Source organism: Mucilaginibacter sp. SG538B, assembly GCF_013376065.1.
GTDB classification, from domain to species: domain Bacteria; phylum Bacteroidota; class Bacteroidia; order Sphingobacteriales; family Sphingobacteriaceae; genus Mucilaginibacter; species Mucilaginibacter rubeus.
The window spans coordinates 203,978-224,961 of the sequence record NZ_JABMJI010000002.1; the positions used below are offsets into that span (position 1 = coordinate 203,978).

The window sequence follows — 20,984 nt, forward strand, 5'->3', positions numbered from 1 at the left end:
ACGCCTTTTTTATCTATTTTTTTACGTCTTTGGCCCGCCAAACTCCATGAGGTAGGCTTTCAGGAAATCATCCAGATCGCCATCAAGCACTGCTGCCGCGTTTGAAGTTTCATGATCGGTACGCAGGTCTTTCACCAATTTATAGGGGTGTAAAACATAGTTACGGATCTGTGAGCCCCACTCTATCTTCTTTTTGTTGCCCTCAATAGCATTGGTTAGTTCCATACGTTTGCGCATCTCAATTTCGTATAACTGTGATTTCAGCAAGCGGATGGCATTATCCTTATTTTGCAATTGCGAACGCGATTCCTGGTTTTTGATGATGATGCCCGATGGCTTGTGATATAAACGCACGGCAGTTTCTACCTTATTCACGTTCTGACCACCGGCACCACCCGAGCGGAAGGTTTCAAATTCGATATCGGCCGGATTTACTTCAATCTCAATGGTATCATCAACCAGGGGATAAACATATACAGAGGCAAATGAGGTGTGACGTTTGGCATTAGCGTCAAAAGGCGATACGCGCACCAAACGGTGTACGCCATTTTCACCCTTTAAATAGCCATAGGCAAACTCGCCTTCCAACTGCAGGGTCACGGTTTTTACGCCGGCCACGTCACCTTCCTGGTAATCCTGCTCGGTTACTTTATAACCGTTCTTTTCGCCCCACATAATGTACATACGCATGAGCATGCCGGCCCAGTCGCAGCTTTCGGTGCCACCGGCACCCGCTGTAATCTGAAGCACAGCGTTTAGTTGATCTTCTTCGGCCGAGAGCATGTTTTTAAACTCAAGCTCTTCAACGGCTTTTATAGCTGCATTATATTGCTCCTGCATTTCAGCCTCGGTGGCGTCTCCGCCCTGGTAAAATTCAAAAAGCACACCGGCATCATCAACAACCGATACTACCTTCTGAAAAGCATCCGTCCATACTTTTTTAACTTTGATGGATGCCAGTACTTTTTCGGCCTCTTTGGGGTGATCCCAAAAATGTGGACCAACGGTTATTTCCTGTTCCTCTTTTAATAGTTCCAGCTTCTTATCAATGTCAAAGATGCCTCCTCAGGGAAGTTACTCTATCCCTTAAATCCTGAACTTGTTCTTTAGTCATGCGGCAAATATATATAATTTGAAAAATTGCCATAAATAAAAAGGCCTGCAAATTGTTTAACAATCGGCAGGCCCGTTCATTAGGCAGATGTAATAGTATGTTAGGCAACCATCAGGTTGTTCACAAGCGGGTTCAGATCGGTACGGTTACCGTTTAGTTTAGTTAACATAGTACCCAAAGCAAATTCTTTGGCCTCACCACTTTTAGTTTCCTTAACCAGCTCATTCATTACGGCCGGGATCAAAGCTTTTGCAGTAGCCAAAGCATGTTCCGGATCGATACTGTAAAAAGTATTAAGCTTATTTGCAAAGCGGTTGGTTATGCTCGATACTAATGAATTGTTGTAACTACCCGAGAACTGGAAGTACTTTATAAGTTCCTTCACCTTGCCGCTTTCAAGCTGGCCTTTTAAAACTTCAATGATTGAACTTGAAGCTTCATTGATCACCGCTTCATGATATTTAGCAGGGATCACCGGGTTGTTGATAACAGCCGTCCCGGCATTATCTTTTACAAGCAAAAACAGTTTTTCGAACATAGTAATACGTGTTTTTAAAGTAAATTTACAAATTGATGATAAATACTTGATTTGATTACCATCGATACAAATATATTAAATAAAAATTTTAAACTTCAAAATATATTTGTAATTCTTTTGTAATTCTCATAATTTTCAAGTGTAAAATCAACACTATGCCAGCCGTGTTTAAACAACACTAAGACAGGCTAATAATTTATTTAATGACTATCTAACAATTAACTTTTTACTTTTGTTGAAAAATAACACAATTATGCTGCCAACTACTGATTTTACAACAACCCAGGCTTACAAATATCTTACAGACCATTACATTGATATTGTATCAAAAAACCTGAAGGAAATGTTTGATGCTGACGACCAGCGTTTTAATAAGTTCTCGATCCAGTTTGAGGATATTCTGCTCGATTATTCGAAGAACCGTATCGATGATGAAACTATCGCTTTATTGATCCAACTGGCCAAAGAATGTTCATTAAAAGAGGCAATAGACGCCATGTATTCCGGTGAAAAAATTAACGTTACGGAAGGCCGTCCGGTATTACACATCGCATTACGTAACCGCAGCAACACTCCTATTTATGTTGATGGTAAAGATGTTATGCCCGATGTAAATAAAGTGCTTGACCAGATGAAAGCCTTCAGCGAAGCTATTATCTCGGGCGAGTGGAAAGGCTATACCGGCAAAGCTATTACCGATGTGGTAAACATCGGCATCGGCGGTTCAGACCTTGGCCCGGTAATGGTTACAGAAGCATTAAAAGCATACAAAAATCATTTAAACCTCCACTTTGTAAGTAACGTGGATGGCACTCATATAGTTGAAACCCTGAAAGCGGTTAACCCTGAAACCACTTTGTTCCTGGTGGCTTCAAAAACTTTTACTACCCAGGAAACCATGGGCAACGCGCACAGCGCCCGCGACTGGTTCCTGGCCAGTGGTGCTACTGAGGCCGATGTAGCTAAACACTTTGCCGCCCTTTCAACCAATGCAGCAGCTGTTGAAAAATTTGGCATCGATACCAAAAATATGTTTGAATTTTGGGATTGGGTTGGTGGCCGTTACTCTTTATGGAGCGCTATCGGTTTGTCAATTGCCCTGAGCATTGGCTTTGAAAACTTTGCCGATTTGCTTGCCGGTGCCCACGCGACTGACAATCATTTTAAAACTGCCGAGTTTGATCAAAATATCCCTGTTATTATGGGTTTGATCGGTATTTGGTATAATAACTTCTTTGAAGCCGAAACAAATGTAATTTTGCCTTACGACCAGTACCTGCACCGCTTCTCGGCCTATTTCCAACAGGGCGATATGGAAAGTAATGGTAAACATGTTGACCGTAATGGTAAAGATGTTGACTACTCAACCGGCCCGATCATTTGGGGTGAGCCAGGCACAAACGGTCAGCATGCTTTTTATCAGTTAATTCACCAGGGCACTAAACTGATCCCTGCCGATTTCATCGCCCCGGCACAATCGCACAATCCACTGGGCGAACATCACAACATGCTGCTGTCAAACTTCTTTGCTCAAACCGAAGCTTTAATGAACGGTAAAACCGAAGAGGTAGTTATTGAAGAACTAAAAGCTGCCGGAAAATCTGACGAGGAAATAGCTAAAATAGCTCCGTTCAAGGTATTTGAAGGCAACCGTCCAACAAACTCGTTCCTGATTAAAAAGATCACACCATACACTTTAGGCGCGCTGATTGCCATGTATGAGCACAAAATTTTTACCCAGGGCATCATTTGGAACATATACAGCTTTGATCAGTGGGGTGTTGAGCTTGGCAAGCAACTTGCCGGCAAAATCCTTCCTGAATTGAAAGATAATGCAGAGATCAGCAGCCATGATTCATCAACTAATGGCCTGATCAATCAATATAAAGCCTGGCGATAGCCCCCCGCCCCGTAAAGGGGGAATTTTATGTTTTAACAACAAACGCCCGGAAAATCCGGGCATTTGTTGTTAAAAAAACCTGAGTGCTTAGTAGAAACTTTTCTGGCGATTTCGGCTAAAGCCACCTCATGTTGCTTTTTTTGTTCCGTTGGTTAAAACCAACGGCAATGAATTTTATTTTTATAGAGAATTAACGCAATCGAGCAATTTCCTATTCATTGGTTGAAAGAAGCCTTTTCGAAACCTTGTTTTCATTGCCGTTGGTTTTAACCAACGGATAAAGTTGCCACGTGCTAAGTGGCTTTAGCCAAAATAACCATACATTTAGGACAAACCACACACCATGTCATTTGTAAAAATCTGGATCCATTTGGTATTTGCAACTAAAGACAGACAACCCTTGCTTACTCAAAACATAAGATACCAGATACATAAACACATCATAGAGAACTGCAAAGAGAAAGGGATATTCTTACAAGCGATTAATGGCTATACCGATCATATCCATTGCCTTATTTCTTTAGGAAAAGATCAAAGTATCGCTAAAATAAGCCAGCTAATTAAAGGCGAATCATCCCTTTGGATAAATAAGAACAAGCTGATAGACCAACAATTTGGCTGGCAGGACGATTATTTTGCGGTATCAGTAAGTGAATCACAGGTATCAACTGTCATTAGCTATATTAACAATCAGGAAAATCATCATCAAAAGAAATCATTCAGTGATGAAGTTGAAGAATTTATGAACCGATATGGCTGGCAACTGCTCAATAACTAAAACATGAAACGCCCGGGCAATCCGGGCGTTTCATGTTATAAAAATAGTCTTTCAAGCTATGGTTCCCCCTTCAGGGGGTTAGGAGGCGAGGCTTAGGGAACCGGCACAAACTTTACCTGGTACAAATGCGGCCATTTTTTACCGGTAACAAACAGGCGCTGACCTTTGGCATCCCAGGCAATTCCGTTTAGCACGTTATTATTCCAGTCCCTGTCCTGCGGACGGCTTGCTACCGGGTAAATCTCTTTCATATCAATTATCTGCTCCACCGCACCGGTTTTAGGATTGATCACCAATATGTTATCGGTTTGATAAACATTAGCATATATCTTGCCGTTGATGTATTCCAGTTCGTTTATTGAATCTATCTGTTGTTTATCGTCACACACATCAATGTGGCCTATCTGATGGTAATCATTTTTATCCAGGAACCAGATCCGGTTGGTGCTATCGTCCATATAAAGTTTGGTTCCGTCAAAACACATTCCCCAGCCTTCCGGGCCAACATTATTGGTAAAATTGTTAAGTAGCTTCAATGTATTTTTATCATATACAAAGCCTACTTTTTCTTTCCAGGTAAGCTGCACTACTTTATCACCAATAACCGAGAGGCCTTCACCAAAATATTGCTCGTCAAGCTTGGTTTGATTCAAAATTTTTCCGGTATTCAAATCAACCTTGCGGATGGATGAGTGTTTATAGTCTCCGGTACTTTCGTATAAAACACCATCAACATACTGTAGGCCTTCGGTATATGCAGCGGTATCATGAGGGAAAACTTTTTCAACTTTATAAGTGTACCTGGCAGGGGCTTTTGCTGCTAATAACAGGACATTGGTTGATACCTCATTGCTTTTACTGCCCTCGTAAACTTTAGCCGTGATTATCCTGATGCCCAGGCCAATGGTATCCGTTTTAAGACTGATACCTGCAGTATCCTTACTGGATGCGAACTTTACCGAATCGAGCAGGTACACTACCGAATCAACTTTACTACCTGTGGGATAGCCTACTTTAATGTCGATCTTGTCGCCGGCTTTGTAGTTTGCGCCGGCGTCGGGTGTTATGGTATAGTCTGTAGCCGAGCTATCAGGTTTGTGTTTACAGCCGTAGTACCCCAAAGCCGTTAGGGCAAGGGCGGCAAAAAATAGCTTTAGTTTATTATTCATAAGTGTTATGTGGCCGAAGGCCAAAACGCATCTTCTATATGGTTTAGTATATAATTTCCACTGCGGTCAAACAATATGGCGATGATATCAAACCGCACTTCGCTCTGGTGGTTCATGAGGTAAATGTATTCATCGGCAGCTTCGGCCAATAATTTCTGCTTACGATTGTCAACAAAATCTTCCGGTTCACCGAAACCATTGCCCGTGCGGGTTTTTACTTCGGTAAATATAATAACCTTGTCTTTATAAGCAATAATATCTATCTCGGCTTTTCCGAAAGTCCAGTTTTCATCGAGGATCTCGTAGCCTGCATTTTCGAGATGGGCTTTGGCTAACGCTTCGCCGGTACGACCAAGTTCGAGGTGTTGGGCCATTATTTTATGATTACGGAGCCCAAAAAGTCAGATATTGATTTTTCTACCTTTTTCATACGCATGTACTGGTTAAGCAGTATTTCCTGGTCGGCCTCAGTATCGGCTTTTTGAAGCTGGGTGCGCAGGTCTTCCAGCATCTTGCCAACCTTGTGCTTTTTAAGGTGAAATATAGCACCGAGAATAGTTGCTTTCATATTAACCTGCTCATCGTTCACCGTGATCCTATGCATTTCGTACCAGTTTTCACTAAGCGAATATTTACTGGCTAACATGTTAATAGTTAAATCAACTATAGCTTTGTCCTTATGGTGAATAAAATAAGCCTCATCCGGCAGTACACCGTTTTCTACTTCGCGACGGTAAATTTCGGTAATCTGCTTACAAACCGGATGATCAAAAGTAACATCACTCAACTCGGCTATAATGAAAGGGCCTATATAGGTATTGGCAATCCCGTCCCAGTCAATCATACGGCTTCCATAATGCAGCAATAAACGCACAATTTCCTTTTCCTGAAAGGCATCGTCTTTAGCAACTTGTGGCTCAAGTTCAACAGGCTCATCAAAAAAGTGGGGTTCGTCGGGCATTTCGGCAAACCTGTTGTTTTGCTGCTGACGCTGTTGCTCTTCCTTTTTTGCCTTAGCCGTGCGCATTTTATTGAGCTCGGATAAAAGGGCGCGCTCATCTATCTGCAATAAGCTGCTACACTCTTTTATAAATACCGATGCCTTGATGCTATCCGGGATCTTGGCGATACTTTCAACCACTTCACGGATTACGTCGGCTTTCCTGATCGGGTCGTTTCCAACTTCTTTAAGCAGGATCTGGGTTTTATACAGGATAAAGTCCTTCTTATTTTCCTCAATATGCTTTTTAAAAGCGCTTGATCCTTTCGATTGTACAAATGAATCAGGATCATGTCCATCCGGAAACAGCACTACTTTTACATTAAGCCCTTCCTCCAGGATCATATCCAAACCACGCAGTGAAGCTTTGATCCCGGCTGCGTCGCCATCATATAATATGGTGATGTTTTTAGTAAAACGGGCAATGAGCTTAATCTGCTCAGTAGTGAGCGATGTGCCTGATGAAGCCACTACGTTTTCAACCCCCGCCTGGTGTACCGAAAGCACATCGGCATAACCCTCTACCAGGTAACAGTTATCCTGCTCACGAATGGCCTTTTTAGCAAAGTAAAGCCCGTAAAGTACATTTGATTTATGGTAGATCTCCGACTCGGGCGAGTTAACATACTTGGCTACGTTCTTATCTTTTTTTAGTGTACGGCCGCCAAAACCAATTACCCTGCCGGTAAAACTATGGATTGGGAACATCACCCGGCCGCGGTACCTGTCATACAAAGCGCCGTTGTCCCGTTTTACCGACAGACCGCTTTCAACCAGAAACTGCTCTTTATAACCATTTCTGATGGCGGCGCCGGTAAAAGCTTCCCATTGATCGGGCGAATACCCCAGCTCAAACTTTTTGATAGTTTCGGCGGTGAACCCTCGTTCTTTAAAATAGCTGAGGCCTATGCTTTGACCTTCCTCCGTATCAAGCATGGTTTCATGAAAAAACTTAGCGGCAAATGCCGATACGATCATGAGGCTTTCCCGGCGTAGCTCCTCTTCACGGTTTTCGGGAGCTTCAACAGTTTCTTCAACCTCGATGCCGTACTTTTTAGCGAGCCATTTCAAGGCCTCGGGATAACTGAACTTTTCCAGCTCCATTAAAAACGTAACAGCTGAACCACCTTTTCCTGTTGAGAAATCTTTAAAAATACCTTTTGCCGGGGATACTGTGAACGACGGGGTACGCTCGTTCGCGAAAGGCGAAAGGCCTACGTAGTTAGCCCCGCGTTTTTTTAACTGCACAAATTCCCCTATCACCTCCACAATGTCGGTGGCTTCCATAATACGGTCGATAGTGGATTTTTGGATCATGTGTTAAAATGCAAATGTAGGGAAGATAGATCGTTGCCCGTAATTCGAAAACGTTAAAATACGGTTTTGTTTGATAACGAGCGGTTTAAAATTCAATCTCCTTGAGAGGCAAGTTCACTGTTTAATACTTCAAGTAAAATCCTGAAATATATGCCCCTTTCATCACCGCGATGAAGGGGGTTAACAGGGTTAACAGAAATTCAACAATACTGACATACAAATCTTAAAATCAACTACTTAACAAAACAAGGGATTAACATTAAGTATTGCTAAATTATTGAAAAGCTGATAAAACTATACGATAGTACTTCGATCGTTGCAACTTAAGCGGACCGATGAGATTAAAATTATGATATGGTATAGGTTCATTTGTACTGCGCTTAAACCCGTTTAAACCAAGGTATTCGCTTTTCGACTTCGTGGTTTTAAAAAGGTAACCGCTATCCCGGCCAATACAATTATGCTGCCAACAATCTCATTAAAACCTAAACGTTCATGCAGAAAAAAAGCAGCCAGCAGCCCGGCAAAAACCGTTTGGCTTAATAAGGCAATGGAAACCCTGGTTGGTTCCAGATAACGTAACGAGTAATTGATGGTTAGCCAGCCTGCTAACTGGCAAATAAGCCCCATACCTATAAAGCAAAGCCAAACTTTTAAAGAAAGATGAACAATATCGTTATGCATAGATCCATTGATTACCAGCAAAAAAATACTGGCGCTCAGCATACTGTAAAACATAAAACTAAACACATCAATTCCGGCCATAATATTTTTGGTGATCATGATGTAGGTGGCATAAAAAAAGCTGGCAAGTATAGCCAGCAGTATGCCGGCATTAAGTTCCATGTGCAAAATATGTTCATAACCTACCAAAACAACCATACCGGCGATGGCAATAAGCGTACCTATCCAAAATAGCCGACCTGATCCTTTTCTTAAAAACAGGAAGCTCATCAGGCCCACCCAAACCGGGGCCAGGTTGGCAATAAGGGTTGATACAGTGGCGCTGATCTTTAACAGCGAAATATTCCATACCGCAATATCAAGGGCGAAAACCATGCCCGCAGCTATGGAAATAAGCAATTGCTTTTTATCTATTTTAAGTTTTTGCCTAAATACACAAAATGGGGCAAGACAAATCCAGGCTATAAACACCCGGTAAAATGCCGATCCTATAGGTGATACCCCGGCAAGCTTTACAAATATCGGCGAAAAGGAAATACATAAAATACCAATAACAAGGCTCACTTTAGGATTCATAGGCGATAAAACAAAATGAGCGGCAAACTTACTGAAACCACGTATAATATGCCTTACTTTTAAATATCTTTATATTTCCTGTACAATTTATTAACCTGTCATCAGTAAGCAATGAAATATCCCTGTTTGATATTAGCCATAGCCGTGGCCCTGCTTTTTTCAGCCTGCAAAAAAAAGGACTGTTGTAATTTTCCGGTCATACCCGATTTTATGCTTGCGCAAAAAAACAACATCAAATGGGAGGCTAATCCTTCCGGTTCGAATATAATGGGTGATACCATTACCATATCAGCAAAAAGCACCATTGGAGGTGAAGAAGAGCAGGTAGGTTTTAAAATTGTGTTTGATGGTGTTGGGTATTATACCCTCAAAGCAAACGAAAACTATTACCACATTACAAAAAACGGCTCCCCGTTAGCCGGATACAAACCTGACCCTACCCATCTTAGTTCGGTAACTATAATTTCGTACAACCAGGCCGATAAAATACTGCAGGGATTGTTCGAATTACGTTTTCTGAAAGTAATTGATAGCCAAACCGAAAGTCATCCGGACAAGGTTACTTTTAGCGAGGGCAAGTTTAAAGCTAAGCTCAAATATTAACTTTTATATTAATTGTAACTAAGCTTAATTATCATTCGTATTAGTTGTAAATTTGTTTTATGAAAAAAGCTCTATTATTAACCGCCTCAGTATCACTTCTGTTATTTGCTGGCTGCCAAAAAAATGGTGTAGCCCCAAAACAAGACAGTGTTAGTGCAAAAAAAAGCATTACCAACCAGTCCTTGAATAAAAGCAAAGACACTATTATGGTAGGCGGCGCGACGACAAACACGTTGCTCCGTGACACAATCATGGTTACAAACAAGTAAGCGTCAAAAAGAAATAGCCGGGATACTTCATGTTCCCGGCTACATTTTTAGTCGCTGGTTTCCTTTTCCCCTTTCTCCTGATATATCTTTCCGTGTTAACATGCTAATGTTTTTTAGCTCATGTTTCAAAGTGCGCTTTCATAATTAATTGTATTTTTGCGACTCTAAAAATTTACATGATATGAGTCAGCGAACTAAGATCAAAGCATTGCTGCAAAGCCAGCAAACCGAAATTGATGTAACAGTTAAAGGATGGGTGCGTGCATTCCGTTCAAATCGTTTTATTGCTTTGAATGATGGCTCAACTAATAATAACATCCAGGTAGTTGTTGATTTTGAAAATACCGACCCGGCTTTACTTAAACGCATTACCGTTGGTGCAGCACTTAGTGTTCAGGGTAAATTGATAGCATCTTTAGGTAAAGGCCAAACAGTTGAGGTTGTTGCAACTGAGATTGAGATTTTAGGCGATAGCGATCCTGAAAAATATCCTATCCAGCCTAAAAAGCATAGCCTTGAGTTTTTGAGGGAAAACGCCCACCTGCGTTTCCGTACCAGTACGTTTGGCGCTATTTTCAGGGTGCGTAACAGCCTGGCATTCGCGGTGCACCAGTTTTTCCAGGAACGTGGTTTTGTTTACCTGCATACCCCTGTAATTACGGCTTCAGATGCTGAAGGCGCGGGCGAAACTTTTCACGTTACCAACTTCGACCTGGATAACATTCCGAAAACTGATACCGGCGAGATTGATTTCAAACAGGATTTTTTTGGTCGTGCCACTAACTTAACCGTATCCGGTCAGTTGGAAGGTGAGCTTGGCGCTATGGCCCTGAGTGATATTTATACCTTCGGCCCAACTTTCCGTGCCGAAAATTCAAACACCACACGCCACCTGGCCGAGTTTTGGATGATTGAGCCGGAAGTAGCCTTTAACGATCTGGTTGACAACATGGACCTTGCCGAGGACATGCTGAAATATGTGATCAAATACGCGTTGGATAAAAATGCCGATGACATTGAATTTTTAACCCAGCGCTTAACTGAAGAGGAAAAAACCAAACCGCAAAACGAGCGCTCAGAAATGACGCTGCTTGAAAAACTGCAGTTTTGCTTAAATAACGATTTCGAGCGCCTAACCTATACCGAGGCGATTGACATCCTGAAAGAATCTACCCCGAACAAAAAGAAAAAATTTGTTTACCCTGTTGAGGGCTGGGGTACCGATCTGCAGAGCGAGCATGAGCGTTACCTCGTTGAAAAACACTTTAAAAAACCGGTGATTCTGACTGATTATCCGAAAGAGATCAAAGCGTTTTACATGCGCCAAAACGATGACGGCAAAACTGTACGCGCTATGGACATCCTGTTCCCGGGCATCGGCGAAATTGTAGGTGGTTCACAGCGTGAAGAACGTTTAGACAAGCTTGAGCAGCGCATGAACGAAATGGGCATCCCTACCGAAGAACTTTGGTGGTATTTAGATACCCGCCGTTTCGGCTCTTGTCCGCATGCCGGCTTTGGTTTAGGCTTTGAGCGGTTGGTGCTGTTTGTTACCGGCATGGGCAACATCCGCGATGTAATCCCCTTCCCAAGGTTTCCGAAGAATGCGGAATTTTAACCGTTGATTGTTTTTTGATTTTGATGATTACGCTGATTATTTGTAATGCGTAACACTATATTTGGGCTGTCGCTAAACGACAGCCTTTTTTATACTATATGCCATCACAAATTCTGCTTGCTACCCATATTAATGCGCCTGTTGAAAAAGTATTTGACATTGCCCGTAACATTGATGTACATGTAGAATCAACAAAACATACTGGCGAACGGGCTATTGCCGGGCGTACAACCGGCTTGATTGAACTCGGCGAAACTGTTACCTGGCGGGCAAAGCATTTCGGCATATGGCAAAACCTTACCTCAAAGATCACTGAAATGGACTATCCAAATTACTTTACCGATATCCAGGTTGAGGGTGCTTTCAAAAACTTTACGCATGAGCATTATTTTTATCCTATCCTTAACCAAACCATGATGCGGGATATTTTCACGTTCGAATCGCCGGGCGGAATATTGGGAGAAGCGGTAAACTTTCTGTTCCTCTCAAACTACATGACACAATTGTTGGTAAAGAGGAATAAAGTGATTAAACAGGTGGCTGAAGGTAGTTCAAACTCATGACCGAGGGTTAAAATCCCTATATTGAGCTTTCATTTATTAGGTTATTTAACATCTTACCGAAACTATGGTTTTCAATGCTGATATTCTTATACACCCGGGATTGGGTAATTCAGGTTCACAACACTGGCAAAGTATTTGGGAAAAGCAGTTCAATTTTACCCGTATTGAACAACAGGATTGGGACACGCCGATTTGCGGCGATTGGATAAAAACTATAAATGATTATGTAAACCGCTATGACCCGGAAAACGTAATCTTAGTTGGTCACAGCCTGGCTTGTGCTGCCATAGCCTCGTGGGCAAAACAATATAACATTGCAATAAAGGGTGCATTACTGGTTGCACCGAGCGATACCGAAGCGGATAGCTATCCAACCGGCACAAGTGGCTTTACGCCGATGCCATTAGGCAAACTGCCATTCAAATCAATAACGGTGGTTAGTAACAATGATTTCTACGTAGGCCCGGAACGAGCCCTGTTATTTGCAAAAAGCTGGGGAAGTGAGATAGTTAATATAGGTGATGCAGGCCATATCAATGTATCAGCGGGTTACGGCAAATGGGATAAAGGGCTGGACCTGTTAAAAAAGCTGGATGCGGAATATTAAACCCGCGGCAGCTGTCTGTTTTTAGCAATCTGCACATCTGAAATCTGCATATCAACACATCTGCCATTCCCTCGTCAAACCAGTGTAAACATCAACCGTTAAAACATTATATCGATCCGATTTGTCGTATCTTTATATAGATCGAAAAGCCGAGTAAATAATATCGAATCGGTGAAATCATCAAAAATCTGTGTAATCCCAACAAAAAATATGGAGTACAATCAATTAACGCCCGAAGAAGAAAGGGTAATATTATACAAAGGTACCGAAAGGCCGTTCACCGGCTCGTTACTGAACAATAAGGCGCAAGGTTTATACGTTTGCAAACGCTGTGATGCGCCGCTGTATAGATCGGAAGATAAGTTTGAGTCGTTTTGCGGCTGGCCGAGTTTTGACGATGAGATTGAAGGAGCTGTTCGCCGCGAAGTAGACGCCGATGGCCGCAGGGTAGAGATCCTGTGTGCAAATTGCGGCGCACACCTGGGCCATGTGTTTGAAGGTGAATATATGACGCCAAAAAACACCCGCCATTGTGTAAATTCAGTATCGATGAAATTTGTTCCGGTTGAGGACGCAAAATAATTCGTAAAACTTTCAGGAATACGCCCGTTGGTTCATGATTAACGGGCGTAATTGTTTTCCACATACCGACCTGCAGAGACCTTTTAATTTCGCATTTAAATATTGATACCGGCTGCAAGCAAAAGCATTTCATTATTGGCAATAATTGTCGGTGTTAAGTCAAGTAATTTATAATGTTAAATTATCGTAATCCGCAAGTATAAAGGCCTCCAATTTTCAATCAAATTTTTAATCGGCTGTTTTCAAGTCCATTAATTTTTCATCAATATAACAAGTGCCAATAAAGTGTGGATAACTCGGGGGTTTGTGAAAAACTATCATTCACAACTACACAACTCAAACATTAACTTTGCTCAGCAAGGTAATAAAAAAAGGCATTCAGCCGGCAGCCAGAAGCATTCGTTAACTTCTAATTAAATAACTGACTGTCAGAAAGTTACACAATACAGTTGCTAAGGAATAAATCCGAAGGCATCAAAATTTAAAGCTTTATTGAAAAGTAGGGCTTGCTTTCGTGTCTGAATACCTGATTGAAGAAAGAAACTAATAAAGTAGACACCAATGAGTTTGGAAAACGAATTATTACTACGGGAAAACAAGGACCGGTTTGTTATCCTTCCCATCAAGTATCCCGCAATTTGGGAGATGTATAAAAAAGCGGAAGCCAGCTTCTGGACCGCCGAGGAAATCGACCTGTCGGACGATATCAAACATTGGGAAAGTCTTAATTCGGGCGAGAAACATTTTATCTCGCATGTACTCGCTTTTTTTGCCGCAAGCGATGGTATCGTGAACGAGAACCTGGCGGTAAACTTCATGAGCGAAGTACAATTGCCCGAAGCACGCTGCTTTTACGGTTTCCAGATCATGATGGAAAACATCCACTCTGAAACCTATGCCCTGCTGATAGACACCTACGTAAAAGATCCCGCCGAGAAAGATCGCCTTTTCCATGCTATTGAAACCGTACCATGTGTTGGTAAGAAAGCTGAGTGGGCATTGAAATGGATCAACAACGGCAACTTTGCCGAGCGTTTGGTTGCATTCGCGGCGGTTGAAGGGATCTTCTTTTCAGGAAGCTTTTGCTCCATATTTTGGCTTAAAAAACGCGGCCTGATGCCGGGTTTAACTTTCAGCAATGAGCTGATCTCGCGCGATGAAGGTTCACACTGCGAATTTGCATGCTTATTATATGGCATGCTTGAAAACAAACTACCGCAGGAACAGGTTACCAAGATCATTACCGATGCGGTGGAGATAGAAAAAGAATTTATAACCGAGGCGTTACCGGTTAACCTGATAGGAATGAATGCCAAGCTAATGAGCCAGTACATTGAGTTTGTGGCCGACAGGTGGCTAAGCGAACTGGGTTACGATAAATTCTATAACGCAACCAATCCGTTCGATTTCATGGAAATGATCTCGTTACAGGGCAAAACCAACTTTTTTGAAAAGCGTGTAGGCGATTATCAAAAAAGTGGTGTACTGAATGCGTCGGCCGAAAGCAAAAGCTTTTCGCTTGATGATGATTTCTAATTGAAGAGGTTAGAGATTGGTGATTAGAGGTTAGGTAGTCTCAGGCCAATCAATCCCAAAATCAAGAAAAATCAAGGTTCAGAAAATAATCAAATCACAATAATATTAACTAAAAAAGCTTCGCTTTTAACGGGGCAAAAGGAGGGGCAAAATGTTCGTAGTAAAAAGAGACGGAAGAAGAGAATCCGTAAAATTTGACAAGATCACCGCACGTATTGAAAAACTGTGCTATGGGTTTCAATTAGTTGACCCCATTGATGTGGCTAAAAAGGTAATTGAAGGTTTATTTGATGGCGTAACCACCTCCGAGCTGGATAACCTGGCTGCCGAAACCGCCGCTTCATTAACCACCAAGCACCCTGATTATGCTTTGCTGGCTTCGCGTATCGCGGTATCAAACCTGCACAAAAACACCATTAAGTCGTTTTCAGAAACCATGCGCCTCCTGCATGAGTATGTTGACAAGAAAACAGGTAAAGATGCCTCGCTTATCGCTGACGACGTTTATGAAGTGATTAAAGAAAACGCGGAACTGCTTGACAGCACCATCATTTATGACCGCGACTTTGGCTTTGATTATTTCGGTTTCAAAACCCTGGAGAAATCATACCTGCTAAAAATCGACGGTAAAATTGCCGAGCGCCCTCAACACCTGTTTATGCGTGTATCGGTAGGGATCCACAAAGATGATATTGAAAGCGCCATCAAAACCTACCATTTAATGAGCGAGCGTTGGTTTACACATGCTACGCCAACTTTGTTTAATGCAGGTACACCAAAACCTCAAATGTCATCATGTTTCCTGTTAACCATGAAAGATGACAGCATTGAGGGTATCTATGATACATTAAAACAAACTGCCAAAATTTCACAAAGTGCAGGTGGTATTGGTTTAAGCATCCACAATGTAAGGGCTACAGGCTCGTACATTAGCGGTACTAACGGTACCAGCAATGGTATTATCCCAATGCTGCGTGTATTTAATGATACCGCACGTTACGTAGATCAGGGCGGTGGTAAACGTAAAGGCGCTTTCGCTGTGTACTTAGAGCCATGGCATGCTGATATTTTTGAATTTTTGGACCTGCGTAAAAACCACGGTAAAGAAGAAATGCGTGCCCGCGATTTGTTCTATGCCCTTTGGGTATCTGACCTGTTCATGCAACGCGTTGAAGCCAATGAGGATTGGAGCTTATTTTGCCCGCACGAAGCACCAGGCTTAGCCGATTGCTGGGGTAAAGAGTTTGAAGAGCTTTACGTTAAATACGAAAAAGAAGGCCGCCAGCGTCGTACTGTAAAAGCACAGGAACTTTGGTTTGCAGTGCTTGATGCACAGGTTGAAACCGGTACGCCATACTTATTATATAAAGATGCGGCCAACGGTAAATCAAACCAGCAAAACCTGGGTACCATTAAAAGCTCAAACCTTTGCACCGAGATCATCGAGTATACCGATGCGAACGAAGTGGCTGTTTGTAACCTGGCGTCATTGGCACTGCCTCGTTATATCAACAACGGCGCTTTTGATCATGATAAACTGTACGAAGTAACTTACCAGGCAACTATCAACCTTAACAGGATCATTGATGGTAATTATTACCCGGTTAAAGAAGCTGAATACTCAAACCTGCGTCACCGTCCTATTGGTTTAGGTGTACAGGGCTTGGCTGATACTTTCATTCAACTGCGTATGCCGTTTGAAAGTGATGAAGCTAAAAAACTAAACATCGAGATCTTCGAAACCATCTACTTTGCAGCAATGACAGCTTCAAAAGATATGGCTATAAAAGATGGCGCTTATGAAACATTCAAAGGCTCACCATTGTCACAAGGTAAATTCCAGTTCGATCTGTGGGGTGTAAAACCAGAAAGCGGCAGGTGGGATTGGGAAAACCTGCGTTTAGATGTAATGAACCACGGCGTACGCAACTCATTATTAGTTGCACCGATGCCAACTGCTTCAACATCACAGATTTTAGGTAACAACGAATGCTTTGAACCATATACATCAAACATATACACCCGTCGTGTATTAAGCGGTGAGTTCATTGTAGTAAACAAATATTTATTGCGCGATTTGGTTAACCTTGGCTTGTGGAGCACCAGCATGAAAGATAAGATCATCAGCGCAAACGGCTCGATCCAGGAAATAGCTGAGATCCCTGCTGATATTAAAGCATTGTACAAAACTGTTTGGGAGATCAAGATGCGCAGCATTATTGATATGGCTGCCGACAGGGGTGCGTACATTTGCCAGTCGCAATCATTGAACTTGTTCATCAACTCGCCAAACGCTTCAAAACTGACTTCAATGCACTTCTACGCATGGAAAAAAGGATTGAAAACAGGTATGTACTACCTGCGTACACAAGCAGCATCGCAAGCGGTTAAATTTACGGTTGAAAACCAGGGCGGCAAAAACATGGATCCGGTTATCCCGGCCGTTGTTGACGCCGTTGCCGACGAAATTCCTGCAGGCCCAACCTGCTCAATGGAAGAAGGCTGCGTGACTTGCTCAGCATAGTCCGGAAGTCGGAAAGTCCGCAAGTCCGGAAAATAATTTTCAAAGTCCATAAGCTTCGGCTTGTGGGCTTTTTTGTTTTAGTGGAAGTCAAACTCCTTCATCATAGATTGGGATAGGATTTTCAAAACTTATTCCAAAAATAAATTTCTTCCAAATTTCTTTGAGACGATCAAATATATCGATGAATAGCATTGCCCCTCCATCATCATACGGACTTGTCCAAATGACTTGTTTACCATTTTTAAAAATGAAGTGAGCGTTGTCTTTGAATAAATAATCATAGTCCTTACCGAAGTAAACCCACTGAGTGTGTATTGTGTTTCTAAGTTTGCTTAAGAAATTTAAAAATTCTCTATCGTTCTTGACGTCGCCATCATATCTTTTCCCTGCATATTTAAACAAAAGCTCAATCTTTCTTATGTACGGAACATGCGTCACATGATTTTTAACCAATAGTTTCTCGAGCTTTTTTTGTGCACTATCACTTAAATCAGCCATTTTGAGTATTTGACTAACCTCATTTAAACTATACCTAAGAACATGATCAATTTCATCGGGACTAATAATCGCTTCAACTAAGACATTTAAACAAACCTCAAAACTCGAAAAAGCGTCCAAAAAGAAACTTCTATTTATATTATTATTAAAACTCTTTATTAGCACTTCGAGATCAGCAGCCTCTATAAGCCTTTGAATATGCTTGTCTGATTGTTCTAACAGCTCCTTAGTAATTGATATATTTCGTCTTGATATCTGTGAACTTAGCTCACGCATAGATTTACTTATATACAGATTATAAACGACATCAAAATAATAAGTAAAATACACTATCCTTATGTCATCCCTTTCAAATGGCAATTTTTCTATCTCAATCTTTAGATCTTCCGTATAATTAAGTAAAAAGTCCAAATCTTCCATAATTTTAGTATTAATAAAGGAATCTACAATAATTGATACCAAAGTCAATGAATTGAAATAAAATAGCAAAACGAATTAAATGGCACCATCTGTTCTTATACTTGCGTAATGAATACTCACGTTAAACACGAGATCATCCGTTGCGAACGTTGCCAAACACCTTTTGAATGTAAAGCCAATTCATTCACCAAGTGCCAGTGCAGTACCGTTCAGCTTACTATTAGCGAGGTGCAATATGTGAGCGAGCTGTATGACGGGTGTTTGTGCGCCAATTGCCTGCTCATTATTCAGCAAGAGTATAGAGAAAGCATGGGGTTGGTTTGATGATTATAATCAGCATCATTGACAACAAATAGTTCTCTTCTTTCCAAATTAATCCCTGATTAATCCTTTTCCATTTCCATTAGTCATACATGTGTACATCTTCAATATAGATGATGATTAAAGATTTTACACCATGAAAAGGAAATTTGTTGCTTTGGCACTATTAATATCAGCAGTAGTATCCGTAACCTCAGGTTGCGTTGTTCGTGAAGATTATGGTCACCATCACAGGTACCGCAACGGCTATAACAACGGGTATAATAATGGTTACCATGACGGTGACGATCACGGTCATTATCACGACCGCGGTTATTAAGAATTGTTAATTTAAGTTTTCTATAAGTAGTTTAGTGAGTGATGAAAGAGGGCGCCGGTTTTACCGGCGCTCTTTTTATGCCCATCTGATTTATTCGGCACAGAATTTTATTATGGGTTTAAATGGAAAATAGATTAAAATCAGAATTTATAACAATCAAAATAAATATAATCAAAATTTAATTCCGTAAAATTTGATTTTTCAAAATCATTTTTTGTAGATTTGGTTCAACATTATAAACCTATCAAAAATGATCAGCATTAAAACTACAACGGGCTATATATGCAGGTTCGCATTTATAGCTGCAGTTGCTTTAACCGGCCCGGGCGTTGCACCGGTTATCGCAAAAGTTGCAAAGTCACCAACAATAATTATTGCCGATACCCATCTCAAAGCTTTTGAAGGCATTTATCAGCAAAAGGATAACGAGTATAGAGTATATAAAATAACAGCAGATGGTGATAAACTAATTGCCCAACAACTTGGCGGAGATCAAAAGCTAACTTTAACCCGTAAATCAGATCTTGAATTTGAATTTTTAGATGATGACGGCGATGAAAAGATCCCTGTTGTATTTTCAAAGAATGAAGCCGGAGAAATAAACCAGATCACCTTAGGTGGCAGGCAAATATGGGCAAAGATAAACAGCTATACCCCACCTAAAGAGGTACAACTGACACCCGAACAAATAAAAGTTTTGGCGGGCAAATATCAGTCGGATGAGAGGGCTGATCTTTTTCTGACTATAACCGCGATACCCGACGGATTAACGCTCAAACAATCATGGGATGGCAAGGAAATCCATTTTAAACCATTGTCTGAAGTGTTATTTTTAAATCAAGCCTTTGGCTTTCCCTTAAAGTTCACTAAAGACGCGAGCGGCAATCCAACCAAAGTATTGGCTTTTAACCGCGACACCTGGAATAAGGTAAAAGAATAAGCTCCCTTATTAATTCAATATATAAAGTATTACGGGCCGGCCCGCTGTCACCTAAACCTGGTTACATCGGTAACCGGCCTTTTTTACCGTTGATATTTATGATTACGTTGATTTCGCTGATTATTTTTCTGAACAGTGATTAAAGAATTAACAAAATGCAAGCGAATTCTATAAATTCTTTAATTCGTTTAATCCGAGTTCAGACAACTAAAAAAGACTTAAGAAATTTTACTATTTCACTGTTCATTTAGCCATATATTTTCAAACTCCTCTTTAGTAATCTCAAACTCCGCAAATTCGTCTGCCTCAAAAGGTGCTTCGGATAATTTACCGTATTGATCCTCGGGGTGATTTTCATCATATTTTAAAACAGTCCCATCACCGTATACCTCTATCTGCCTCAAGGCATAATCATCTTCACCACATTCAAAGTACCATAATGAGGTACCCCAGAAATCAAATTCATCACCTCTCGGTTCGTCCCAATTTCGTTTGTAATATTTCATCGTCTTACTAATTCATTCTAATATCGCATTTATCAGCAAAACAAATGAGTTATGTGGGCCACACCCTCAACTTCTTCCCCTCAAAAAAACTTTCACACAACTACTTGAAAATCAAAAATAATGTTAGTACTTTTGCAGTCCCGAAATGCGGGATAAAATAATTAGACAAAAAAGCAAGAAATGCCTACTATTCAGCAATTAGTTAGAAAAGGTAGAGTAGCTCTGGTTGACAAGAGTAAGTCACCAGCGTTGGACAGCTGTCCACAGCGAAGAGGCGTATGCACACGCGTGTATACCACTACCCCTAAAAAACCAAACTCAGCAATGCGTAAAGTTGCCCGTGTGCGCTTAACCAACGGAAAAGAAGTAAATGCTTACATCCCTGGTGAAGGTCACAACTTACAGGAGCACTCTATCGTTTTGATCCGTGGTGGTCGTGTTAAAGACTTACCAGGTGTACGTTACCACATCATCCGTGGTGCACTGGATACATCAGGTGTAGCTGGCCGTAACCAACGTCGTTCAAAATATGGTACCAAACGTCCTAAACCAGGTCAGGTAGCAGCAGCGCCAACAAAAGGTAAAAAGAAATAATTAAGGAG

General features: G+C 41.3%; 22 protein-coding genes. 14 read left to right on the forward strand and 8 right to left on the reverse strand.

Annotated features, from left to right (window positions below):
- Positions 1 to 21: 21 nt before the first annotated feature.
- Together prfB and FHW88_RS10230 are read right to left on the reverse strand one after the other, a co-directional pair.
- Positions 22 to 1,114 (reverse strand): peptide chain release factor 2 gene (gene prfB / locus FHW88_RS10225; protein ID WP_176625233.1). Its coding sequence is split into 2 segments (ribosomal slippage): positions 22 to 1,053 and positions 1,055 to 1,114, totalling 1,092 coding nucleotides; the frame shifts between segments, so codons are not numbered across the junction.
- A gap of 100 nt (positions 1,115 to 1,214) precedes the next feature.
- Entirely contained in the window at positions 1,215 to 1,652 is a 438-nt protein-coding gene (locus tag FHW88_RS10230) for a hypothetical protein (protein ID WP_176625235.1), read from the reverse strand.
- Positions 1,653 to 1,905: 253 nt separating this feature from the next.
- Between FHW88_RS10230 and pgi the strand changes: the two genes are divergently transcribed.
- Both pgi and tnpA read left to right on the forward strand, forming a co-directional pair.
- Positions 1,906 to 3,552, forward strand: coding sequence for a glucose-6-phosphate isomerase (gene pgi / locus FHW88_RS10235; RefSeq protein ID WP_218117178.1), 1,647 nt, complete (start codon positions 1,906 to 1,908; stop codon positions 3,550 to 3,552).
- A gap of 343 nt (positions 3,553 to 3,895) precedes the next feature.
- On the forward strand, positions 3,896 to 4,330 hold the full coding sequence (gene tnpA, locus FHW88_RS10240) for an IS200/IS605 family transposase (protein ID WP_176625237.1): 435 nt from the start codon (positions 3,896 to 3,898) through the stop codon (positions 4,328 to 4,330).
- A 92-nt stretch (positions 4,331 to 4,422) separates the two neighbouring features.
- Here the strand turns inward: tnpA and FHW88_RS10245 are convergent, their stop codons facing one another.
- From FHW88_RS10245 to FHW88_RS10260, 4 genes are all read right to left on the reverse strand, one after another.
- Positions 4,423 to 5,499 carry a glutaminyl-peptide cyclotransferase gene (locus FHW88_RS10245; RefSeq protein ID WP_176625239.1) on the reverse strand — a complete coding sequence of 359 codons (1,077 nt, stop codon included), beginning with the start codon at positions 5,497 to 5,499 and terminating at the stop codon, positions 4,423 to 4,425.
- A gap of 5 nt (positions 5,500 to 5,504) precedes the next feature.
- The gene (locus FHW88_RS10250; protein ID WP_176625241.1) at positions 5,505 to 5,873 is read right to left on the reverse strand and encodes a YraN family protein; all 369 of its coding nucleotides are present in this window, start codon (positions 5,871 to 5,873) and stop codon (positions 5,505 to 5,507) included.
- Positions 5,873 to 7,816 (reverse strand): DNA primase, encoded by a 1,944-nt coding sequence (dnaG, locus tag FHW88_RS10255; RefSeq protein WP_176625244.1) that lies wholly within the window; start codon positions 7,814 to 7,816, stop codon positions 5,873 to 5,875. Before dnaG ends, FHW88_RS10250 begins: the two co-directional genes overlap by 1 nt.
- Positions 7,817 to 8,206: 390 nt before the next feature.
- Positions 8,207 to 9,076, reverse strand: a complete 870-nt coding sequence (locus FHW88_RS10260) for a DMT family transporter (protein ID WP_176625246.1) — start codon at positions 9,074 to 9,076, stop codon at positions 8,207 to 8,209.
- Between the two features lie 111 nt (positions 9,077 to 9,187).
- Here FHW88_RS10260 and FHW88_RS10265 point away from each other — a divergent pair, with 111 nt between their 5' ends.
- From FHW88_RS10265 to FHW88_RS10300, 8 genes are all read left to right on the forward strand, one after another.
- A complete protein-coding gene (locus FHW88_RS10265; RefSeq protein ID WP_090530207.1) occupies positions 9,188 to 9,679 on the forward strand; it encodes a DUF6252 family protein in 492 nt (163 codons plus the stop codon).
- 59 nt (positions 9,680 to 9,738) lie between these two features.
- Complete coding sequence (locus tag FHW88_RS10270) at positions 9,739 to 9,948, forward strand: hypothetical protein (protein WP_090530211.1); 210 nt, start codon at positions 9,739 to 9,741, stop codon at positions 9,946 to 9,948.
- A 181-nt stretch (positions 9,949 to 10,129) separates the two neighbouring features.
- Positions 10,130 to 11,566, forward strand: a complete 1,437-nt coding sequence (gene asnS / locus FHW88_RS10275; RefSeq protein WP_091171971.1) for an asparagine--tRNA ligase — start codon at positions 10,130 to 10,132, stop codon at positions 11,564 to 11,566.
- Positions 11,567 to 11,664: 98 nt separating this feature from the next.
- Complete coding sequence (locus FHW88_RS10280) at positions 11,665 to 12,129, forward strand: SRPBCC family protein (RefSeq protein ID WP_176625248.1); 465 nt, start codon at positions 11,665 to 11,667, stop codon at positions 12,127 to 12,129.
- 64 nt (positions 12,130 to 12,193) lie between these two features.
- Entirely contained in the window at positions 12,194 to 12,736 is a 543-nt protein-coding gene (locus FHW88_RS10285) for an RBBP9/YdeN family alpha/beta hydrolase (protein ID WP_176625250.1), read from the forward strand.
- Between the two features lie 210 nt (positions 12,737 to 12,946).
- A complete protein-coding gene (locus FHW88_RS10290) occupies positions 12,947 to 13,318 on the forward strand; it encodes a methionine-R-sulfoxide reductase (protein ID WP_091171965.1) in 372 nt (123 codons plus the stop codon).
- A gap of 561 nt (positions 13,319 to 13,879) precedes the next feature.
- On the forward strand, positions 13,880 to 14,854 hold the full coding sequence (locus FHW88_RS10295) for a ribonucleoside-diphosphate reductase small subunit (protein ID WP_176625252.1): 975 nt from the start codon (positions 13,880 to 13,882) through the stop codon (positions 14,852 to 14,854).
- 151 nt (positions 14,855 to 15,005) lie between these two features.
- The gene (locus FHW88_RS10300; protein ID WP_176625254.1) at positions 15,006 to 17,378 is read left to right on the forward strand and encodes a ribonucleoside-diphosphate reductase subunit alpha; all 2,373 of its coding nucleotides are present in this window, start codon (positions 15,006 to 15,008) and stop codon (positions 17,376 to 17,378) included.
- Between the two features lie 87 nt (positions 17,379 to 17,465).
- Here the strand turns inward: FHW88_RS10300 and FHW88_RS10305 are convergent, their stop codons facing one another.
- Complete coding sequence (locus tag FHW88_RS10305; RefSeq protein ID WP_176625256.1) at positions 17,466 to 18,296, reverse strand: hypothetical protein; 831 nt, start codon at positions 18,294 to 18,296, stop codon at positions 17,466 to 17,468.
- Positions 18,297 to 18,404: 108 nt separating this feature from the next.
- On the opposite strand from FHW88_RS10305, the gene FHW88_RS10310 reads away from it, so the two are divergent.
- The 3 genes from FHW88_RS10310 to FHW88_RS10320 all read left to right on the forward strand — a co-directional run bounded on the left by FHW88_RS10310 (position 18,405) and on the right by FHW88_RS10320 (position 19,876).
- Positions 18,405 to 18,620, forward strand: a complete 216-nt coding sequence (locus FHW88_RS10310; RefSeq protein ID WP_176625257.1) for a cysteine-rich CWC family protein — start codon at positions 18,405 to 18,407, stop codon at positions 18,618 to 18,620.
- Positions 18,621 to 18,753: 133 nt separating this feature from the next.
- Positions 18,754 to 18,936, forward strand: coding sequence for a hypothetical protein (locus FHW88_RS10315; protein ID WP_090530234.1), 183 nt, complete (start codon positions 18,754 to 18,756; stop codon positions 18,934 to 18,936).
- Positions 18,937 to 19,186: 250 nt separating this feature from the next.
- Positions 19,187 to 19,876 carry a hypothetical protein gene (locus FHW88_RS10320; RefSeq protein ID WP_176625259.1) on the forward strand — a complete coding sequence of 230 codons (690 nt, stop codon included), beginning with the start codon at positions 19,187 to 19,189 and terminating at the stop codon, positions 19,874 to 19,876.
- A gap of 236 nt (positions 19,877 to 20,112) precedes the next feature.
- Here FHW88_RS10320 and FHW88_RS10325 read toward each other — a convergent pair whose 3' ends face one another.
- Positions 20,113 to 20,382, reverse strand: coding sequence for a DUF6881 domain-containing protein (locus FHW88_RS10325; protein ID WP_090530240.1), 270 nt, complete (start codon positions 20,380 to 20,382; stop codon positions 20,113 to 20,115).
- Between the two features lie 180 nt (positions 20,383 to 20,562).
- Between FHW88_RS10325 and rpsL the strand changes: the two genes are divergently transcribed.
- Positions 20,563 to 20,976, forward strand: coding sequence for a 30S ribosomal protein S12 (rpsL, locus tag FHW88_RS10330; protein WP_073405808.1), 414 nt, complete (start codon positions 20,563 to 20,565; stop codon positions 20,974 to 20,976).
- The last annotated feature ends 8 nt before the right edge of the window (positions 20,977 to 20,984 follow it).